We start from the raw sequence: 16,783 nt of genomic DNA on the forward strand, positions 1-16,783 counted from the left end.
GCGATAGTCCGGACACGAACCGATCCATGCACCGATCACCCGTCGTCGACGCCGAATCGTTCGATCGCATCCTCTCGTCGATGTGTACGGAGCCCCATCCGGCGGCTCGCGAGGCCGCGGAGCGGTTTCTCGCGTCGAACCCCGGCGATCCCGCGACCTACGAGGAGATCGCCGAACTCGAGACGCGGGCGATCGACCTGCTGGCCGGGATCGTCGACCATCCCGATCCGAGGACGGCGGACGGCTACATCACCTCGGGCGGCACGGAGGCGAACGTACAGGCGGTCAGAGCGGCCAGGAACCGCTCCGACTCGGACGATCCGAACGTGGTCGCTCCCGAGAGCGCACACTTCTCGTTCACCAAGGCGGCGGAGCTGCTGGACGTGGAGCTTCGGACGGTCCCGCTCGATTCGAATCTGCGGGCGGATACCGACGCCGTCTCGGCCGCCGTCGACGCGGACACGGCGCTCGTGGTCGGGGTGGCGGGATCGACGGAGTACGGACGCGTGGACCCGATACCGGAGCTATCGGCGATCGCCGACGACGCCGGAGCTCGGATGCACGTCGATGCCGCGTGGGGCGGGTTCGTTCTCCCCTTCACCGAACACGACTGGAGCTTCGCGGATGCTCCGATCGACACGTTGACCGTGGATCCCCACAAGTTCGGGCGCGCCGTGGTTCCCGCCGGGGGACTGATCGCCCGGGACTCGACGACGCTCGACGCCCTGGCAGTCGAGACGCCGTACCTCGAGACGTACTCGCAGGCGACGCTGACGGGAACGCGAAGCGGTGCGGGCGTCGCGAGCGCCGTCGCCGTCATGGAGGAGCTGTGGCCCGACGGCTATCGCGAGACCGCGAGACGGTGTCAGCGGAACGCCGACTGGCTGGCGAGCGAGCTGGCGAGCCGGGGGTACGAAGTCGTCGCGCCGACGCTGCCGCTCGTCGCATCGTCGATCCCGGAGTCGACCATCGAGGAGCTTCGTGCGGCCGGCTGGAAGATCTCGCGGACCGCACGCGGCGAGGTCCGGGTCGTCTGCATGCCACACGTCACCCGCGAACAGCTCGAGGCGTTCCTTCGGGACCTCGATCGGATCTAGGCTAGGGAGCGGACGGAGGCGGGACGGACGGGTCCGGGATCGTCGGGATGGATCCGATGGCGACCAGGCGACACGGTTCGGTTCCTTCGACGGCTCGTCGCACACCCGCCTCGACCGTCGAAGGCGTCAGTCAACTCACGGGGCGTCTGGCTCTCGACCGGTAATGAACGTCCGCCTGAATCGGGGACACCGTCCGTCGATCGACGGTGGCCGTGACGACGCGAGACCAAACAGGTTTTAAGAAACCACATCCAAGCGGACTGTAAGGTAGATACCATGGAGATGCCACGCCGCTTTAACACGTACTGTCCGCATTGCGATTCCCACCAGGAACACGAGGTCGAGAAGGTCCGATCGGGACGACAGACGGGTCTGAAACGCGACGCACGCCAGCAGCGACGCGCGCTGGCGACGATCGGCAACGCCGGCGGGTACTCGAAGGTTCCCGGTGGCGACAAGCCGACGAAGAAGACGCATCTGAAGTACCGGTGTTCCGACTGCGGAAAGGCCCACATGCGAGAGGGATGGCGCGCCGGCCGTCTCACCTTCCAGGAGTAACATGGCGGGAGACTTCATCCGCGTCGCATGCGGCGACTGTGAGAACGAACAGACCGTCTTCGAGAAGGCGTCCACGAGCGTCGCCTGTGCCGTCTGCGGCACGACGCTCGCGACGCCGACCGGCGGCAAGGCCGACATCGAAGGCGAGATCGTAGAGACCGTCGAGGCACGGTAACCGCCTCACCACGACTCATGAAGTACAGCGGATGGCCCGAACCCGGCGAGCTCGTGGTCGGCGAGATCGACGAGATCGCCGACTTCGGCGTCTTCGTCGACCTCGATGAGTACGAGGACAAACGCGGCCTCTGTCACATAAGCGAGGTCGCGTCCGGCTGGATCAAGAACGTTCGCGATCACGTCCGCGAGGGACAGACGGTCGTCGCGAAGGTGCTCGAGGTGGACGAGTCGTCCCAGCAGATCGATCTCTCGATCAAGGACGTCAACGAGCACCAGCGCAAGGAGAAGATCCAGGAGTGGAAAAACGAGCAGAAGGCCGACAACTGGATGCTGCTGGCGCTCGGCGAGGACGTCTCCGACGACCGCTACGGGACGGTCGCGAACGCGCTGCTTTCGGAGCACGAGTCGCTGTACGACGCCTTCGAGAGCGCGGCGATCCACGGTTCCGAGGCGCTGGACGCGATCGACCTCGACGACGACGTGGCAGAGCGCATCGTGGAGACGGCACGCGAGAACGTCTCCGTTCCCTACGTCGACGTCACCGGCTACGTCGACCTCGAGTGTGCCGAACCCGACGGGATCGACCACCTGAAGGCCGCCCTGGAGGCCGCGGAGGGGAACGGCGAGGTGCCCGAGGAGGTCGAACTCGAGGTCTCCTACGTCGGCTCGCCCGAGTACCGCATCCGGGTACGAGCGCCCGACTACAAGACCGCGGAGGACGAACTCGAGGCGGCCGCAAAGCGAGCACGGACCTCGATCGAGTCGGTCGGCGGAACCGGCAATTTCCACCGCGACCGTCACGAGGACGACGAGTAACGGGGTCGGACGCCCGTGAAATCCCCGATCCGCGTCTGTGGCTCCTGGCGGGAGGCCCACGATCGCCCGGTATACACCTTCGGCGATCGGTGTCCGAACTGTGGTGCCGAAACCGAGAACAGCGCCCCGCCGCCGTTTTCTCCCGAGGATCGATACGGGGAGTATCGTCGACGCGCTCGCGGCGAGCGGGACGGTCCCGTTCCGGACGAGTGAGTTCGTGGACGGGCAGACGAGCCTGACGATCGAGGCTCCCAACGGAACGGGGAGACGACTCGGAGGGGAGAATTCCGGACGAATGAGCACGCACTTATGCCCCGCGAACCGGAGTGTACGCCATGGACGACATCGAGATCGACGAGGTCGAGACTCCGGAGCTCGAGGACCCGGTTTTGATCGAGGGGCTCCCGGGGGTCGGACACGTCGGGAAGCTGGCCGCCGAACACCTCCTCGAGGAGTGTGAGAGCACGCTGGTTCGCCGGGTGTACGCCACGGAGTTCCCCCCGCAGGTGACCGTCGACGACGAGGGCGTCTCGGAGCTGACATGCGCCGAGTTCCACGCGGTCCGGACGAACGGCGTCGACCTGCTCGTGTTGACCGGCGACCACCAGGCGGCGACGAACGCCGGACACTACCGGCTCACGGACGCCTTCCTCGACGTCGCGGAGTCGTTCGGCGTCGAGCGGGCGTTCGCGCTGGGCGGCGTGCCGACCGGCGAACTCGTCGAGGAGTACTCGGTGCTCGCCGCGGTGAGCGACGGCGGGATGCGCGAGGAACTCGAGGCGGTCGGCGTCGAGTTCCGGTCCGACGAGCCGGCCGGCGGGATCGTCGGTGTCTCCGGACTGGTTCTCGGCCTCGGAGGGCGTCGCGGACTGTCGGCCGCCTGCCTGATGGGCGAGACGAGCGGATATCTGGTGGACCCCAAAAGCGCCCGCGCGGTGCTCGAGGTACTCGAGGAGCACCTCGGCTTCGAGGTCGACTTCGAATCGCTCGAGGAGCGCGCCGAGGAGATGGAGGAGGTCACGGGGAAGATCCAGGAGATGCAGGAGGGCCCCTCGATGGGCGACGACGAGCTTCGATACATCGGCTGAGGAGCTGCGGTACATCGGCGGAGAAACGAAGCGATCGGAGTCGAATCGGACGGCTCGAGCGAGCGCCGATCGGGACGGGACGGGTGATCACCGATCCGGACGGTTCGATCGATCGGCGACCCGAACGAGTCGGCCGATCGCCAGCGGGGCCGGCAGGCCTATACCGCGCGGGGCGAATCCCTCATTATGGGAAGCGCACGCATCGCCGGCGTCGGGCTCACCCGGTTCGGGAGCCATCCGGAGCGGACCGGGCGCGAGCTGTTCGCGCGGGCGGCCGCGGAGGCGATGGAGGACGCGGGCGTCCCGCGATCGGACGTCGAGACGCTCAACTACGGCAACTACATGGGATCGATCGCGGAGAACCAGGGCCACCAGGCCCCCCTGATGGCCGAGGCCGCCGGGGTCTCGTGTCCGGCGACGCGCTACGAGGAGGCGTGTGCGTCCGCGGGAGTGGCGGTTCGCGAGGCAGTCCGAGCAGTCCGGGCCGGCGACGTCGACGTCGCGATCGCCGGCGGCATGGAGCGGATGAGTCACCTCGAGACGGACGCCGTGACCGCGGGGCTGGCGACGGCGGCGGACGACCTCCTCGAGGTGAAGGCGGGGATGACCTTCCCCGGCGCCTACGCGCTCATGGCGCGGTCGTACTTCGAGACCTACGGCGGAACGCGCCGCGATCTCGCACACATCGCGAGCAAGAACCACGAGAATGCGGTCCCGAACGAGTACGCACAGTACCGCAATCGGGTGAGCGTCGATCGCGCGCTCGAGTCCCCGACGGTGGCGTCCCCCTTACACCTGTTCGACGCCTGTCCGATCACCGACGGCGCCAGCGCCGTGGTGTTCGTCTCGGAGCGCTACGCGGACTCGGAGGACGTCGACGCGCCGGTCGCCGTGACCGGGTCGGGCCAGGGAACGGATCGGATGGTGCTCGCGGACCGCGAGTTCCTGGCGCGGACGCCGGCCGCGACCCGTGCCGCGGAGTCAGCCTATGGGGAGGCCGGAATCGGTCCGGAGGACGTCGACGTCGCGGAGGTGCACGACTGTTTCACGATCGCGGAGGTGCTCGCGATCGAGTCGCTCGGCTTCGCTCCGAACGGGGAGGGGATCGCCGCGGCACGCGAGGGGCTCACGACGGCCGACGGCGACCTGCCGGTCAACCTCTCCGGCGGGCTGAAGGCGAAGGGTCACCCGGTGGGCGCGACCGGCGGCTCGCAGATCGTGGAGGTGACCCGGCTGCTTCGGGGGGATCACCCGAACGCGGAACACGTCCCCGACGCCGACGTCGGAGTCGCACACAACGCCGGCGGCAGCGTCGCGAGCGCCGTGGTGCACGTCCTGGAGGTGGTCGCGTGAGCGACGACGGTGGGGACGACCTCGATCGAAGCGAGGACGACGCGGGTTCCGTCGACCGAGGCGAGGGCGACGCGCCGATCGAGTCACGGATCGCGAACACGAGCCACGACGAGTGGCTCGACGCGCTCGCGGACGGCGAGGGATACGCGATGCGATGTCCGAACGGCCACGCCGCGTTGCCCCCGCGTGTCGTCTGTCCGGACTGCGGCTCGAGCGATCTGTCGAAGGAACGGCTCCCCCCGACGGGGACGGTGAAGACGTTCACCGTGGTCCACGTCGGTGCGCCCGAGTTCGCCGCCGACGTGCCGTACGTCACGGCTATCGCCGCGTTCGGCCCGATCCGACTCACGGGGCTGCTCCGCGGCGTCGAGGCGGCGGACGAGGCGATCCCGATCGGCCTCGAGGTCGAGGCGGGCGTCGAAACGCGCGAGGACGGAGGTCGAGCGGTCGCCCTTCGGCCGGTCGAGATGCCCTGAAGATCCCGGAGGGCCGGTCTCCGGATCGAAAGCCCGCTTCGGGGGTCGAGAAGGCTCAGATATCCGATTCGCCGGGCCGCCCCTCGAAGGCGTCCCGGACCACATCGAGAAACACGTCCGGGTGTTCGACGTGAGGAAGCAGCTTGGCCCGATCGAGGACGACGAGGGCGCTATCGGTCGATTCGGCGAGCGAGCGCCCCTCCGAGAGGGGCGTGATCTCGGTCTCGCGCCCCCACACCAGCGTGACGGGCGCGTCGATGGCCGCGACTTCCGCGGCGAGGTCGACGTCGGCGTTGAGGTGTCCCGAAACGAACGAGGCCGGCGCGTATCGCGTGCCCTCGACGTGGGCGGTACGCCACTCGTAATCGATCCACTCGGGGGTGGCCGCGTCGGGGTCGTAGTAGCCGTGATCGGCGTTGAAGTACCGGATCGACGGCTTCGAGGCGATCAGGTTGAACAGGCCCTCGCCGAGGACGGGACTCCGAAGGAGCTCGCGAAGCCACGTCTTCGGCGGATCGGGGCCGGCGACCGCGGTGGGAACGACGAGGGTGGCCGTCCGGAGCGACACGTCCGGGTGGTCGGCGACCGTGGCGACGTAGGCCGCCGACAGCGAGGAGGCGACGACGTGCGGACGATCGAACGACGCGAGGAACTCGCGGAGGAACTCCCGATAGAGGGTCGCGGAATATCGAAGCGGCGGACGATCCGATCGGCCGAATCCGGGAAGGTCCGGGGCGACGACGTGGTGGTCCTCGGCGAGGTCCTCGAAGATCGCCCGCCACTCGCCCGCGGATCCGGCGGCGTTGACGCCGTGGACTAACACGACCGTCGGGTCCTCGGGGTCGCCCGCCTCGACGGTCGCGACGTCCATCCCGCGCCAGGAGACGGTCCCCGGATCGCCGGAGAGCGGCGGCTCCAACGAGTCGAGGTCCCCACGAAGCGCTCGGTTGCCCGCGACCGCCGCCCCGATCCCCACCGCGACCGCGCTCGCCAGCCGCTTTCGGTTCATGTCGGTACGTCGGTCCCCTCGGGCTTATGGCTGGCGCGTCCCGGCAATGGCGACCTCACGCGTGGCGGTCAGGATCTCGATCGGAGTCGCTGTCGCGAACCGCATCGCGAATGGGCGCGAGGATCTCCTCGGTGAGGGTGTAGGGATCGGTCTCGCGGTCGCGGACGCGGCGCGCGAGCTCGTCGATCCCGCCCCGTCGTTCGATCTCCGTCTCGACGAGTTCGCCGAGATCGTTCCGCAGGAGGGTCCGGATCTCCGCGGCGTACCGACGGCGTGCGGCGGCGGAGAGTCCGCCCGACGTCTCCAGGTGCTCGCGGTGGGCCGACAGCACCTCGAGGAGGTCGTCGATCCCGGTTCCGTCGGTGGCGATCGTCTCGACGATCTCCGGGCTCCACTCCGCGGAGCGATCACCGCTTTCGTCCGCAGCGCCGGTGTCCGGACCCTCGCCGTTCGAGTCGGCGGAGCCCCCGTGTTCGGCCGCGCTCGCGACCGCGCCGTGATGTCCGGTCGGAACGCCCGCGCCCGTCCCCTCACGTCGGTGGAGCATCTCCTCCAGTTCGGCGACGGTTCGGGTGGCACCGTCCATGTCGGCCTTGTTGACGACGAAGACGTCGCCGATCTCGAGGATGCCGGCCTTCAGCAGCTGGACGTCGTCGCCGGAGCCGGGCTGGACGAGCACGGCGACCGTGTCGGCGGTGCGGACGACGTCGACCTCGTTTTGCCCGGCGCCGACGGTCTCGATCAGGACCACGTCCTTGCCGAAGGCGTCGAGGGCCGTGATCGCGTCGGTCGTGGCGGCCGAGAGCCCGCCGAGCTGGCCGCGGGCGCTCATCGAGCGGAAGAACACGTCCATGTCGCCGACGTTCGAGGCCATCCGGATCCGGTCGCCGAGGACCGCCCCGCCGGAGTACGGCGAGGAGGGATCGACGGCGATCACGCCGACGGTGAGCCCGCGGTCGCGATAGGCCCGCGCCAGACGGTCGACGAGCGTCGACTTGCCGGCTCCCGGCGATCCCGTGATCCCGATCACCGCCGCGTCGCCGGCGTGCCGGTGGAGCATCGAGACGATCGACCGGTAGCCGGCGGTTCGATTCTCGATCCTCGTGATGACGCGTGCGAGCGCGCGCTGGTCGCCGGCGAGGAGGGATTCGACCAGCTCCCTCGAGGGCGAGTCCTCGTCGGAACGGTCGGAATCGGATGCGACCTCCGCGTCCCGATCCGGCCCCGAGTCAGCGTCGGAACGGTCGGTCATCGGTCGGGCTCGCGATCCGGGACGTGCTCGCGGACGAACGCGATCGTCTCCTCCATCGGCGTCCCCGGGCCGAACACCTCGGCCACGCCGAGCTCCTTGAGGTGGCGCTCGTCGTCCTCGGGGACGATCCCGCCGACGAGGACGAGGGTGTCCTCCAGGGCCCCGTACTCCTCGAGCCCCTCGAGCACCTTCGGGATGAGCGTGTCGTGGGCGCCGGAGAGAATGGAGATGCCGAGGACGTCGACGTCCTCCTGGACTGCGGCCTGGACGATCTCCTCGGGCGCGCGGTGGAGCCCGGAGTAGATGACCTCGAAGCCCGCGTCCCGGAACGCCCGCGCGATGACGTGGGCACCCCGGTCGTGGCCGTCGAGGCCGACCTTGGCGACGAGACAGCGGATGGTCCGCTCCTCGCGAGTGTGCATGGGTGACACTTTACGAGTGGCCGGTTTGACTCTAACGAAACCGCCCGTCGATCGACGGGTCGGCGACGGATCCCGAAGGATCGACGCATGGGTTTAAATGGGGTGGGGGAGAGATCACGTCCCGAGAGGGGGACGACACACGTGATACACGACGCCATCAGCTATCCGACGAGCGGGGACGACTGGCCCATCAAGATCGGGATTCTCGCGGGACTGTCGCTGTTTTCGTGGTTGATCGTCCCGATCTTCCTCGTGGCTGGCTACTACGTTCGGATCCTGGAGACGACGGCGGAGGGCGGATCGGAACTCCCCGAGTGGAGCGACTGGGGCGATCTGTTCGTCGACGGGCTGAAACTGGTCGCGGTTGCTGTGGCGTACATGCTCGTACCGATCGTCGTCGCGGCGATCTCGTTTTTCCTCCTTCGGGACGTCTCCGTCGCGCTCGCGGGTTTGCTCGTCTTCGTGGTCACCGCGACGTTTTATTACCTGCTGCCGGCGTCGCTCGCGAACCACGCCGCGGTCGGAACGCTGGCTGCGGGATTCGACGTGGGAACGCTCGCGAGGGTCCTCACGTCCGTGGAATACGCGATGGCGTGGCTGCTCGCGCTCGGCATCATGGTCATCGGCGGGATCGTCGCGGCGATCGTCTCGCTCGTACCGATCCTCGGTTGGATCGCCGGTCCCGTGATCGCGGCGACGGTGTACGTCGCCGCGTTGCACGTCTACGGGATCGGGTATCGCAACGCGGTCGGAGGATCGGCCGTCCTGTGAGGCGGCTGAGGTCGGGAGATCGATCGGGGTGTGAGAACGAACCGTCGCGATCCGCGACCGAAACGGCAGAAAAGCTTTGTGGTCCGAGAGTGTGTGTACACGTATCATGGCAACAGAAACGGTCGGCTCCGTGACCTTCCGGGTGGGGGCGCGGGACCCGACCGCCGTCGAGTGTTCGACGGCGTCCTGTGAGGTGTCGAGCGCCCTCTCCGATCCGGCGATCGCGACGGGGACGGTCCTGCTCGCGGTGGCGGCCCTCGTGACCTTCGTCTACATCTCGGAGGCGCGAACACAGCTCAGAGAGGAACGACGGCGGATCGTCGACGAGCGGGACGCCCTCGAGGAGTTCATCGATCGGACCCAGGGGCTGACGCCCCACGAGGCCGACGAGTTCTCCACGGGGGGGAACGCCGCCGCGAGCGGGGGGGCGATCCCCCTCGCCCGCCACGGGACGGGTCCCCCCCGGCCGCCGGACGACCTCCGGGATCGGGTGTGTTCACAGTACCGCGAGACCGTCATGTCGGTCCCGCACTACACGGAGGAGTACGACGATACGCTCGCGGAGAGCCTCTCCGAGGAACTCGGCCCCGACGTCACCACGGCGCTTTTGGCCGAAGAGCGGGTCTCCGCGCCGCTTCATGCGACGATCGTCTCCCGGAGTCGAGGCGCTCAGATGGCACGCGAGGAGCTGCTCTCCGCCGTGGACGCGGAACTCTCGGAGATCGACGACGTCGAGGCGCGCCTCGAGCGGATCGACCGAACCAGACGGAACCTCCGCTCGCATCTCGAGGACGGCAACGCGAAGCCGACCTTCGAGGCGTGTCAGGACGTCTGGGGGACGCTCGGCGATCTCGAGGAGGCCTGCGGGACCCTCGCCGCGGACAGACAGGAGACGCTTCGTGACCCGCCGTACGTCCCCGACGACGAGCAACCCTCGTTCCACGAGTACCTCTACGGAACCCTCGAGGAGACCGCACATCCGGTGTTGTCCGCGATCGCGGAACTCACCGATCGAATACGGACGGACAGACGACGCGTCCTCGAGCGGCTGGCGTCGACCGGGTAGCGGATTCAACGCGAGCGATCGGCGACGATCGGTGCGCCAACGTCAATTATTCTATACGTGATCGCGTGAAACGAAGGATTATATATCGAACCGGCTGAACCCACGGCATCCAGAGGTCAACGTGAGTGTCGAAGAACGGGACGGGACACCACTCCCCGGCCCAACAGTTCCAACGCCGGTCGCACCGGATCACCCCGACGCGTGGTATACACCCGACGTGCGGGCGCAGTACGAGCCGATCGCGGGCGTGGTGGCAACGATCCGCGAGGTCGACGGGCGGTTCGTCTACGGGAGCCGTTCGCCGCCGCTTTCGCCGGAGGACGAGGCGGCGCTTCGGACGGTTCGCGAACATTTCTCGGCCATCCGTCACCGACGACCGCTCACACGCGAGGGAGTGATCGAGCGTGCGGATCGGGGGTTCGAGCCGAAGTACGAACGCGCGCTCGACCGGCTCCTCGAGACGTCACGGGCTGCCCGTCGCCGGATCGACCACCACGCGTTGCGCGAACTCCGACTTCTCGGGGAGCTTACGCCCCTCGCCGTCGACGACCGTATCGAGGTGGGCGACGTGGGGGACTCGTCGGAACTCGTCGTTCACACGGCGTCGTTCGCGCCGGTCGAGACCGGCATCGGCGTCGATGCCGACTACGTCGAGCGCGTGGCCGGCGAGCGACTCCGGCGCTATGCCGTCCCGTTCGCGGGGTTTTCGGTGGACGTGGTCGTCTACCGCGAGCGGCTGTTGGGTTCGGACCGCTTCGAGATCAAGTACGCGGTGTTGGAGCCCGACCTGCTGCCCGGCGACGAGGCACTCATCGAGGCGTGTAAGGCGCGCATCTGGGAGACGAACGTCGATCGCGTCCTCGAGGACCGCGAGGCGTTCGTCGCCGATCGGGCGCGGCAGTTCCTCTCGCGGCGCCTGTTGGCACGAAACACGCGCGCCTGGCTGGAGGCGACGCGGTATCGAGTCCGGTCGGCGCTCGCAGGGTACGGGCTCGCGGTCCCGCCGGTCGACTCGCGGTACGCCCGCGACCGGCTCGACGACCTCGTTTACTACGTGCTTCGCGATTACGTCGGCGAGGGTATCCTGACCGTTCCGATCCGGGATCCGAACCTGGAGGACATCGAGGCGAACCGGGTCGGCGAGCGCATCAAGGTGGTCCCGCGAACGACCGTCTTCGAGGGTACCGACGGCGCCGGCGACCGCGTTCCGACGAACCTGGCCTTCGAGAGCGAGCGGGCGTTCGTCAACGTGGTCACCCAGCTGGCCGCGAGCGACGGGAGGGAGCTGAACGCCTCGCGTCCCTCGGCGAAGGTCAACCTCGACGTCGAGGGAGTCGAGGAGACGATCCGGTGTGCGGTGGCGCTTCCGGTCATCTCCGAGGGCGGCCCGCACGTCTCGATCCGCAAACAGTCGGCCGAGACGCTGACGCCGGTCGACCTCCTCGAGTACGGGTCGATCTCGAGCGAGCTCGTGACCCTGCTTTGGCTGTTGTACGAGTCCCACGGAGTGGTGTTGTTCTCGGGGCCGACCGGCGTCGGCAAGACGACGCTCATGAACGCCCACATGCCCTTCATCCCGTTCGACGACCGGCCGATCTCGATCGACGAGGGATCGAAGGAGGTCGACCTCCCCCACGAGACCGGGGTCTCGTTGACGACCCGCGAGCACGAAAGCGAGTACAAGCGGGTGACGATGGCGGAGTTGATGACCGAGACGAACTACCTCAATCCCGACGTCGAGGTGATAGCGGAGATCAACACGCCGGCCTCCTTCGAGACGTTCGCGGAGGTGTTGAACACGGGCCACGGAGTGTTGGGAACGACCCACGCGGAGGACGTCGAGACGCTCGTCAACCGCGTCATCGAGCGCGGCCTGCCCGCCTACCTGCTCCGGGAGCTGGACCTCGTCGTCTTCCCCCACAAGGTCGCCGGCGAGCGGTACGTCGCCCACGTGGTCGAGATCCTCTCGGAGGCGGAGTTCGAGGCGCTCGACCCCGCCGCCACGCGCGGCGTGGACGGGATCGATCGACGCGGCGGCGGCGGAACGATCCACAAAGGCGACGCGCGGATCCACTGGAACACGGTCGCCTGGCGGGACACCAACGGCGAGTTCCGCATCGAGTACGATCACCCGGCGCTCGCGAGTGGAGACGGGAACGCGGAGGCGACCGCGGCAGTAGGCGAGGTCGACCGCGGGGGTACAAGCGCCGGCGATCTCGGGTTCTACGTCCTCCACCGCCTGGCCGAACGCACCGATCGTGAACTCGAGGCGGTCGAGGCGGAGTTCCACCGAAAACACCGCTACGTGAAGTATCTCGCCGGGGAGGGACTGGACGACTTCGAGGGGATCTTCGAGTTCCTCTCGGACCTCCGAACCGACGAGGCCGCGACCGTCGAGCGGGCCGCACGAACCACCGGGGCCGAGGAATGAGGGGGTTGGAGGGAACGAGCCGTAGATCCGAGCGACGCGCGACCGGGCGATCGGAAGGTTCCGATCGATCGCACGATAGCGTCGGGGATCGTCTCTCGGCCGTCGATCGCGGGCTGTACGCGCTGTTCGCCCGCCACGCCGACGCGGAACGCCACGCGGGGGACAGACACCGCTACCGGGGGACCCGTATCGACGCGAGCTTCGAGGTGTACCTCGCGCGCGTCTACGCGCTCTCGTGGATCGGGGGGATGCTGGCCGCGGCGCCGGCCGTCCTCGTGACCGCGGGGCTCTCGTCGGCGTTCGTGCGCCGGGTGAACGAGACGCTCGCGGTCGGGCTCCCCACGGAGACGATCGGCCTCGTGTCGGTTCCACGGGCATGGCTCGCGATCGCCGCCGGGGTGCTGGTCGGGGGTGTGGCCAAACGGGGGATCGTCGGACTCGGGGGAAGCTACCTGCGGTGGCTGGCGGCCGCCCGCCGGGACGACATCGAACGAACGCTTCCGGGCGCGGTTCGGTACCTCCACGCGCTCTCGTCGGGAAGCGACGACGCACGCGGCATGTTGCAGAAGACGGCGGTCAACGGGGCCTACGGGGAGACGGCGACGGCGTTTCGCGGGGCGCTCAACGGCGCACGACTGACGGGGAGCCTCGATCGGGCGCTCGGCCGCGCGGCGCGCGATACCCCCTCGAAGGATCTTCTCGGGCCGTTTCTGTTGAAGTTCCGCGAGCACGCGAACCAGGGGGAGGACGCGCTCGCGAACTACCTCCGGATGGAGGGCCGAATGCTCGGGCTGCGTGAGGACCGCGCCAGAAAGCGCGCGGAGGGGTTCTTAGAACTGCTCTCGGAGCTGTTCATCGTGCTGCTCGTGTTGCCCGCCCTCCTCGTGATCATCTTGAGCATCATCGGCGTTATCGCGCCGGGGCTCGCGAAGCCGATCGAAACGCCGCTCGGGGCGGTCTCGACGCGCGCGCTCTTGACCTACGGGAGCGGGGCGTTCATCCTCGTCGTCGGGCTCGCATCGGCGTCGGCGGTCGACCGGCTCCGCCCGCGCGACCAACGGGCGAGCTACGATCGGCCGAGCAGGGCGATCGCGACCCTCCGATCGGCGCCGACCAACCCCGCCTCGGCCGCGGCCGTGCTCGTGATCCCGTCCGTGCTGCTCGCCGCCGGGTTCGCCCTCGGCGGCGTCGATCCCGTGAACGTGGCGCTCTTCGGCTACCTCGCGTTCGCGCTGCCGGTCGGCGTCGTCTCGGTTCGTCGGGCCCGCCTCGACGACGCGAAGGACCGCGAGATCAAGGACTTCGTCCACGCGGTCTCGGGCCACGTCTCGCTCGGCCGTCCGTTTCCGGAGGCCGTCGCGCTGGTGGCCCGTGAGGTCGATCTCGGCGCGTTGAACGCCGACGTCGCGGACCTGGCGTTCAACCTCTCGTTGACGACCGGGGGCGGAAGTCCGGGACCCGAGATCGGAGACGGGACCGGAGACGGCGGGGGCAGTGAAGTCGGAATCGGAATCGGAGGTGCGAGCGCAGGTGTGAACGGGTCCGGCGGCGTGAACGAAGACGAGACGCTCCGGACGGCCGCGTTGAACCGGTTCGTGGAGACGGTCGGCACGCCGCTTGCCGCACAGACGGTCGGGCTGGTCACGGGAGCACTCGAGGCCGGCAGCGACACGGAGACCGTCTTCGAGACGCTCCAGACGGAGATCGGACGGCTCTATCACCAAAAGCGCGCGCTCCGGTCGGCGATGCTCGTCTACGTCGCGGTCGGGTGGACGGCCGCGCTGTTGGTGATCGGGATCGTGGTCGCGGTCAACGTCTACGTCATCGACGGGTTCGCCCAACTGTCGGCGGTCTCCGGGGCCGGCAGCCTGGCGCTCGATCCGGGGTCGATCCGGCCGGCGCGCGAGCGCTATCGGTTCTACGTCGTGATGCAGGCGACCATGCTCGCCTCCGGCTGGTTCGCCGGCGCCGCCTCGCGCGGGTACTACGAGGCGCTCTTGCACTCCGGCTCGCTCGTCGGCGTGTGTTATCTGATCTTCGCCGGGATGGGGTTGTTGTGACTCTCGACGGACGGGACGGGCCGGAGGATCGAGACGCCGCCGCCCAACGCGGCCCGACAGGAGGTCGAGACGCCGCCGCCCAGCGTGGCCCGACAGGAGGTCGAGACGCCGCCGCCCAGCGCGGCGTCTCGACGGTCATCGGAGTCGCACTCCTCATCGGGGTCACCGTTGCGAGCATGGGCGTCATCACGGCCGGCATGGGCGTCGTCGTCGAGGACCACGCGCGGACGATCGAGGCCGACGGGGTCGAGACGGCGCTGACCACGGCGATCGAGGACACCGCGTCCCCGGGCCACCACCGAACGCGACTCCCGGTTTCGTCCGGGCGCGTCGAGACCGTCGAGCGATCGGTTCGGATCGGGACGGACGGCGGCTGGACGAGACGGGAGGCGAACGGGATCCGGTACGTCTCCGAGTCGGGAACGCGACGCGTCGAGACCGTCGCCGGCACGGTGGTCCGCGGCGACGGCCGGACAGCACGGGTCACGCGCGATCCCTCGCTGCTCGTCTCCGAGGAGATCGTCGCCTTCACGCTGCCCGTGATCAGGGGAACGGAACACGTCGCAGTCTCCGGAGCCGGAGCGGAATCGGTCTCCGGAGCTGGGTCGAGAGCGGGCGGCGGGCTGGTGCTCGAGACGACGGTTCGACACGAGCGCCGGGAACTCGAGGGCGATACGTTCCGCGTGGCGATCGAGACGCCCGCGCCGGCGGCGCTCGAACGGGCGTTCGAGCGACTGATCGAGACGGCGGGCGTCGAGGGGACCGTCGAATCGACGACGTTCCCGGGGGACACCCACCCGAGCGTCGTGGCGACGATCGAGGGCGAGCGTGCGGGACACCTGCTCGTTCGGGAGGTCGACCTGGAGGTGCGGCGTGGGTAACGAGGTTCCGAAACGTCGGGACGGCAGATGCACCGGAACCGACCGGGCGGTCACGCCGGTGACGGGCAAGCTGTTCGAGATCGCCATCGTCGTGTTGTTCGTCGCGGCGCTTTCGGCGGTCCTCTACGGCGGCGTCGTCCCGGAGTACCGCACCGCGACCGCCGTCGAGATCGAGGACCGAACCCTCGCCGCGGCGTCGAACGCGATCGAGGCGTCCGTGCCGGCGTCGGGAACGGGCCGGACCACCGTCCGGCGTTCGACCGGGGAGACGCGCGTCGACCTGCCGGGGACGATCCGCGGACGGCCATACCGGATCCGGGCGGTGACGGACGCGATCCGGCTCGAACACCCCCATCCTTCCGTCGGGGGACGCCTGGTGCCGGCGTTGCCGCCGCGGGTGACGGAGGTAGAAGGGGAGTGGCGAAGCGGCGGAACGCTCCTCGTGCGCGCGCGGCTGTCGGACGGTGAGGTGACGCTGGAGCTGGTGACGAGATGAAACGGAATGGAGCCGACGATGCGATGAAGCGGGAGGGGATCGACGACGCGACGAAGTGGAAGCGAAACGACGACGCGAGGAGACAGATCCGAAACGACGACGCCGGAAATTCGGAGTCCGACCGCAAGCGGGCGCAGGCGAACCTGCCGGTGGTGGTCGTCGCGCTCGTGCTTCTCGTCTCGGCGACGGGGATCGCCCTCGCGGCGGCGACGGACGCGCGAGAGGCGGCCGAACGCGACGTCGTCGAGCGAAGCGTCGCGGTCTCGATCGCGGACCGGCTCGTGGCCGCGGACGGACCGACGACGCGCCGGCGAAACGTCCTCGATCCGGAGCGGGCGGAGTCGCTGACCGTCGATGCCGTCACGGAGGCGGTCCCGGAGACGCGCGATCGGGCGGTCCGGATCCGGCTTCGGGTTCGAACGGACGAGGATGCGGGCAACGAGGACGCCGGCAACCGCGAGATGCGGACGCTCGTCGAACGCGGCGACGTCCGCGGCGGGACCACGGTCCGGCGGGTCGCGTCGCTCGCGGAGCGGTCGGCGGCGAGCGAACGCGTACACGTCCCCGAGAACGGAACGTCGATGACGACTCCGTCGAACGCGACGGACGCGACCGTTCGCGTCGTCTCCGGAAACGTCACCACGGTCCGCGCGAACGCGCGGGTGGTCCTTCACAATCCGGACGGGCTCGCCGGCGTCGCGAGCGTGGATCTGCCCCGTCGCGCCCGGAGCACGCTCGCGTTCGAGGGGCTCGGCGTCCTCGAGGTGGCGATCGCCACGGAGTCGCGCTCGGCCGCGATCGTGGAGGTGACCGTGGGTGCGAGGGAGTGA

Annotated in this window: 18 protein-coding genes; 15 read left to right on the forward strand and 3 right to left on the reverse strand. The window is 68.9% G+C overall.

The window, feature by feature from the left end; translation table 11 throughout:
• The first annotated feature begins 26 nt into the window (after positions 1 to 26).
• From mfnA to ACZ5YD_RS07360, 8 genes are all read left to right on the forward strand, one after another.
• The gene (gene mfnA, locus ACZ5YD_RS07325) at positions 27 to 1,097 is read left to right on the forward strand and encodes a tyrosine decarboxylase MfnA (RefSeq protein ID WP_379738980.1); all 1,071 of its coding nucleotides are present in this window, start codon (positions 27 to 29) and stop codon (positions 1,095 to 1,097) included.
• A gap of 276 nt (positions 1,098 to 1,373) precedes the next feature.
• The gene (locus ACZ5YD_RS07330) at positions 1,374 to 1,655 is read left to right on the forward strand and encodes a 50S ribosomal protein L44e (RefSeq protein ID WP_039400251.1); all 282 of its coding nucleotides are present in this window, start codon (positions 1,374 to 1,376) and stop codon (positions 1,653 to 1,655) included.
• 1 nt (position 1,656) lies between these two features.
• On the forward strand, positions 1,657 to 1,830 hold the full coding sequence (locus tag ACZ5YD_RS07335; protein ID WP_379738983.1) for a 30S ribosomal protein S27e: 174 nt from the start codon (positions 1,657 to 1,659) through the stop codon (positions 1,828 to 1,830).
• A 17-nt stretch (positions 1,831 to 1,847) separates the two neighbouring features.
• Positions 1,848 to 2,648 carry a translation initiation factor IF-2 subunit alpha gene (locus ACZ5YD_RS07340; RefSeq protein ID WP_379738985.1) on the forward strand — a complete coding sequence of 267 codons (801 nt, stop codon included), beginning with the start codon at positions 1,848 to 1,850 and terminating at the stop codon, positions 2,646 to 2,648.
• Between the two features lie 15 nt (positions 2,649 to 2,663).
• Complete coding sequence (locus ACZ5YD_RS07345; protein ID WP_379738988.1) at positions 2,664 to 2,861, forward strand: RNA-protein complex protein Nop10; 198 nt, start codon at positions 2,664 to 2,666, stop codon at positions 2,859 to 2,861.
• Between the two features lie 122 nt (positions 2,862 to 2,983).
• Entirely contained in the window at positions 2,984 to 3,736 is a 753-nt protein-coding gene (locus tag ACZ5YD_RS07350; protein ID WP_379738991.1) for a proteasome assembly chaperone family protein, read from the forward strand.
• Positions 3,737 to 3,922: 186 nt separating this feature from the next.
• Entirely contained in the window at positions 3,923 to 5,089 is a 1,167-nt protein-coding gene (locus tag ACZ5YD_RS07355) for a thiolase C-terminal domain-containing protein (RefSeq protein ID WP_379738994.1), read from the forward strand.
• Positions 5,086 to 5,565, forward strand: a complete 480-nt coding sequence (locus tag ACZ5YD_RS07360; protein WP_464384465.1) for a Zn-ribbon domain-containing OB-fold protein — start codon at positions 5,086 to 5,088, stop codon at positions 5,563 to 5,565. Before ACZ5YD_RS07355 ends, ACZ5YD_RS07360 begins: the two co-directional genes overlap by 4 nt.
• 55 nt (positions 5,566 to 5,620) lie before the next feature.
• Here the strand turns inward: ACZ5YD_RS07360 and ACZ5YD_RS07365 are convergent, their stop codons facing one another.
• Genes ACZ5YD_RS07365 through ACZ5YD_RS07375 form a run of 3 tightly spaced genes read right to left on the reverse strand, consistent with a single transcriptional unit; the run spans position 5,621 to position 8,248 of the window.
• Positions 5,621 to 6,574, reverse strand: coding sequence for an alpha/beta fold hydrolase (locus tag ACZ5YD_RS07365; protein WP_379738997.1), 954 nt, complete (start codon positions 6,572 to 6,574; stop codon positions 5,621 to 5,623).
• Between the two features lie 55 nt (positions 6,575 to 6,629).
• Complete coding sequence (gene meaB / locus ACZ5YD_RS07370) at positions 6,630 to 7,826, reverse strand: methylmalonyl Co-A mutase-associated GTPase MeaB (protein WP_379739000.1); 1,197 nt, start codon at positions 7,824 to 7,826, stop codon at positions 6,630 to 6,632.
• Positions 7,823 to 8,248, reverse strand: a complete 426-nt coding sequence (locus tag ACZ5YD_RS07375) for a cobalamin B12-binding domain-containing protein (protein ID WP_379739003.1) — start codon at positions 8,246 to 8,248, stop codon at positions 7,823 to 7,825. Before ACZ5YD_RS07375 ends, meaB begins: the two co-directional genes overlap by 4 nt.
• Positions 8,249 to 8,389: 141 nt before the next feature.
• Here ACZ5YD_RS07375 and ACZ5YD_RS07380 point away from each other — a divergent pair, with 141 nt between their 5' ends.
• The 7 genes from ACZ5YD_RS07380 to ACZ5YD_RS07410 all read left to right on the forward strand — a co-directional run bounded on the left by ACZ5YD_RS07380 (position 8,390) and on the right by ACZ5YD_RS07410 (position 16,783).
• Positions 8,390 to 9,019 (forward strand): DUF4013 domain-containing protein, encoded by a 630-nt coding sequence (locus tag ACZ5YD_RS07380; protein ID WP_379739006.1) that lies wholly within the window; start codon positions 8,390 to 8,392, stop codon positions 9,017 to 9,019.
• Positions 9,020 to 9,125: 106 nt separating this feature from the next.
• Positions 9,126 to 10,085 carry a DUF7260 family protein gene (locus tag ACZ5YD_RS07385; protein ID WP_379739009.1) on the forward strand — a complete coding sequence of 320 codons (960 nt, stop codon included), beginning with the start codon at positions 9,126 to 9,128 and terminating at the stop codon, positions 10,083 to 10,085.
• Between the two features lie 121 nt (positions 10,086 to 10,206).
• Positions 10,207 to 12,516 (forward strand): type II/IV secretion system ATPase subunit, encoded by a 2,310-nt coding sequence (locus ACZ5YD_RS07390; RefSeq protein WP_379739012.1) that lies wholly within the window; start codon positions 10,207 to 10,209, stop codon positions 12,514 to 12,516.
• Complete coding sequence (locus ACZ5YD_RS07395; RefSeq protein WP_379739015.1) at positions 12,513 to 14,576, forward strand: type II secretion system F family protein; 2,064 nt, start codon at positions 12,513 to 12,515, stop codon at positions 14,574 to 14,576. The genes ACZ5YD_RS07390 and ACZ5YD_RS07395 overlap by 4 nt, the downstream gene beginning before the upstream one ends.
• On the forward strand, positions 14,573 to 15,457 hold the full coding sequence (locus ACZ5YD_RS07400; protein WP_379739018.1) for a DUF7289 family protein: 885 nt from the start codon (positions 14,573 to 14,575) through the stop codon (positions 15,455 to 15,457). Before ACZ5YD_RS07395 ends, ACZ5YD_RS07400 begins: the two co-directional genes overlap by 4 nt.
• The gene (locus tag ACZ5YD_RS07405; protein WP_379739020.1) at positions 15,450 to 15,953 is read left to right on the forward strand and encodes a DUF7266 family protein; all 504 of its coding nucleotides are present in this window, start codon (positions 15,450 to 15,452) and stop codon (positions 15,951 to 15,953) included. The genes ACZ5YD_RS07400 and ACZ5YD_RS07405 overlap by 8 nt, the downstream gene beginning before the upstream one ends.
• Entirely contained in the window at positions 15,950 to 16,783 is an 834-nt protein-coding gene (locus ACZ5YD_RS07410) for a DUF7263 family protein (protein WP_379739023.1), read from the forward strand. The genes ACZ5YD_RS07405 and ACZ5YD_RS07410 overlap by 4 nt, the downstream gene beginning before the upstream one ends.

Source organism: Halopenitus salinus, assembly GCF_055397165.1.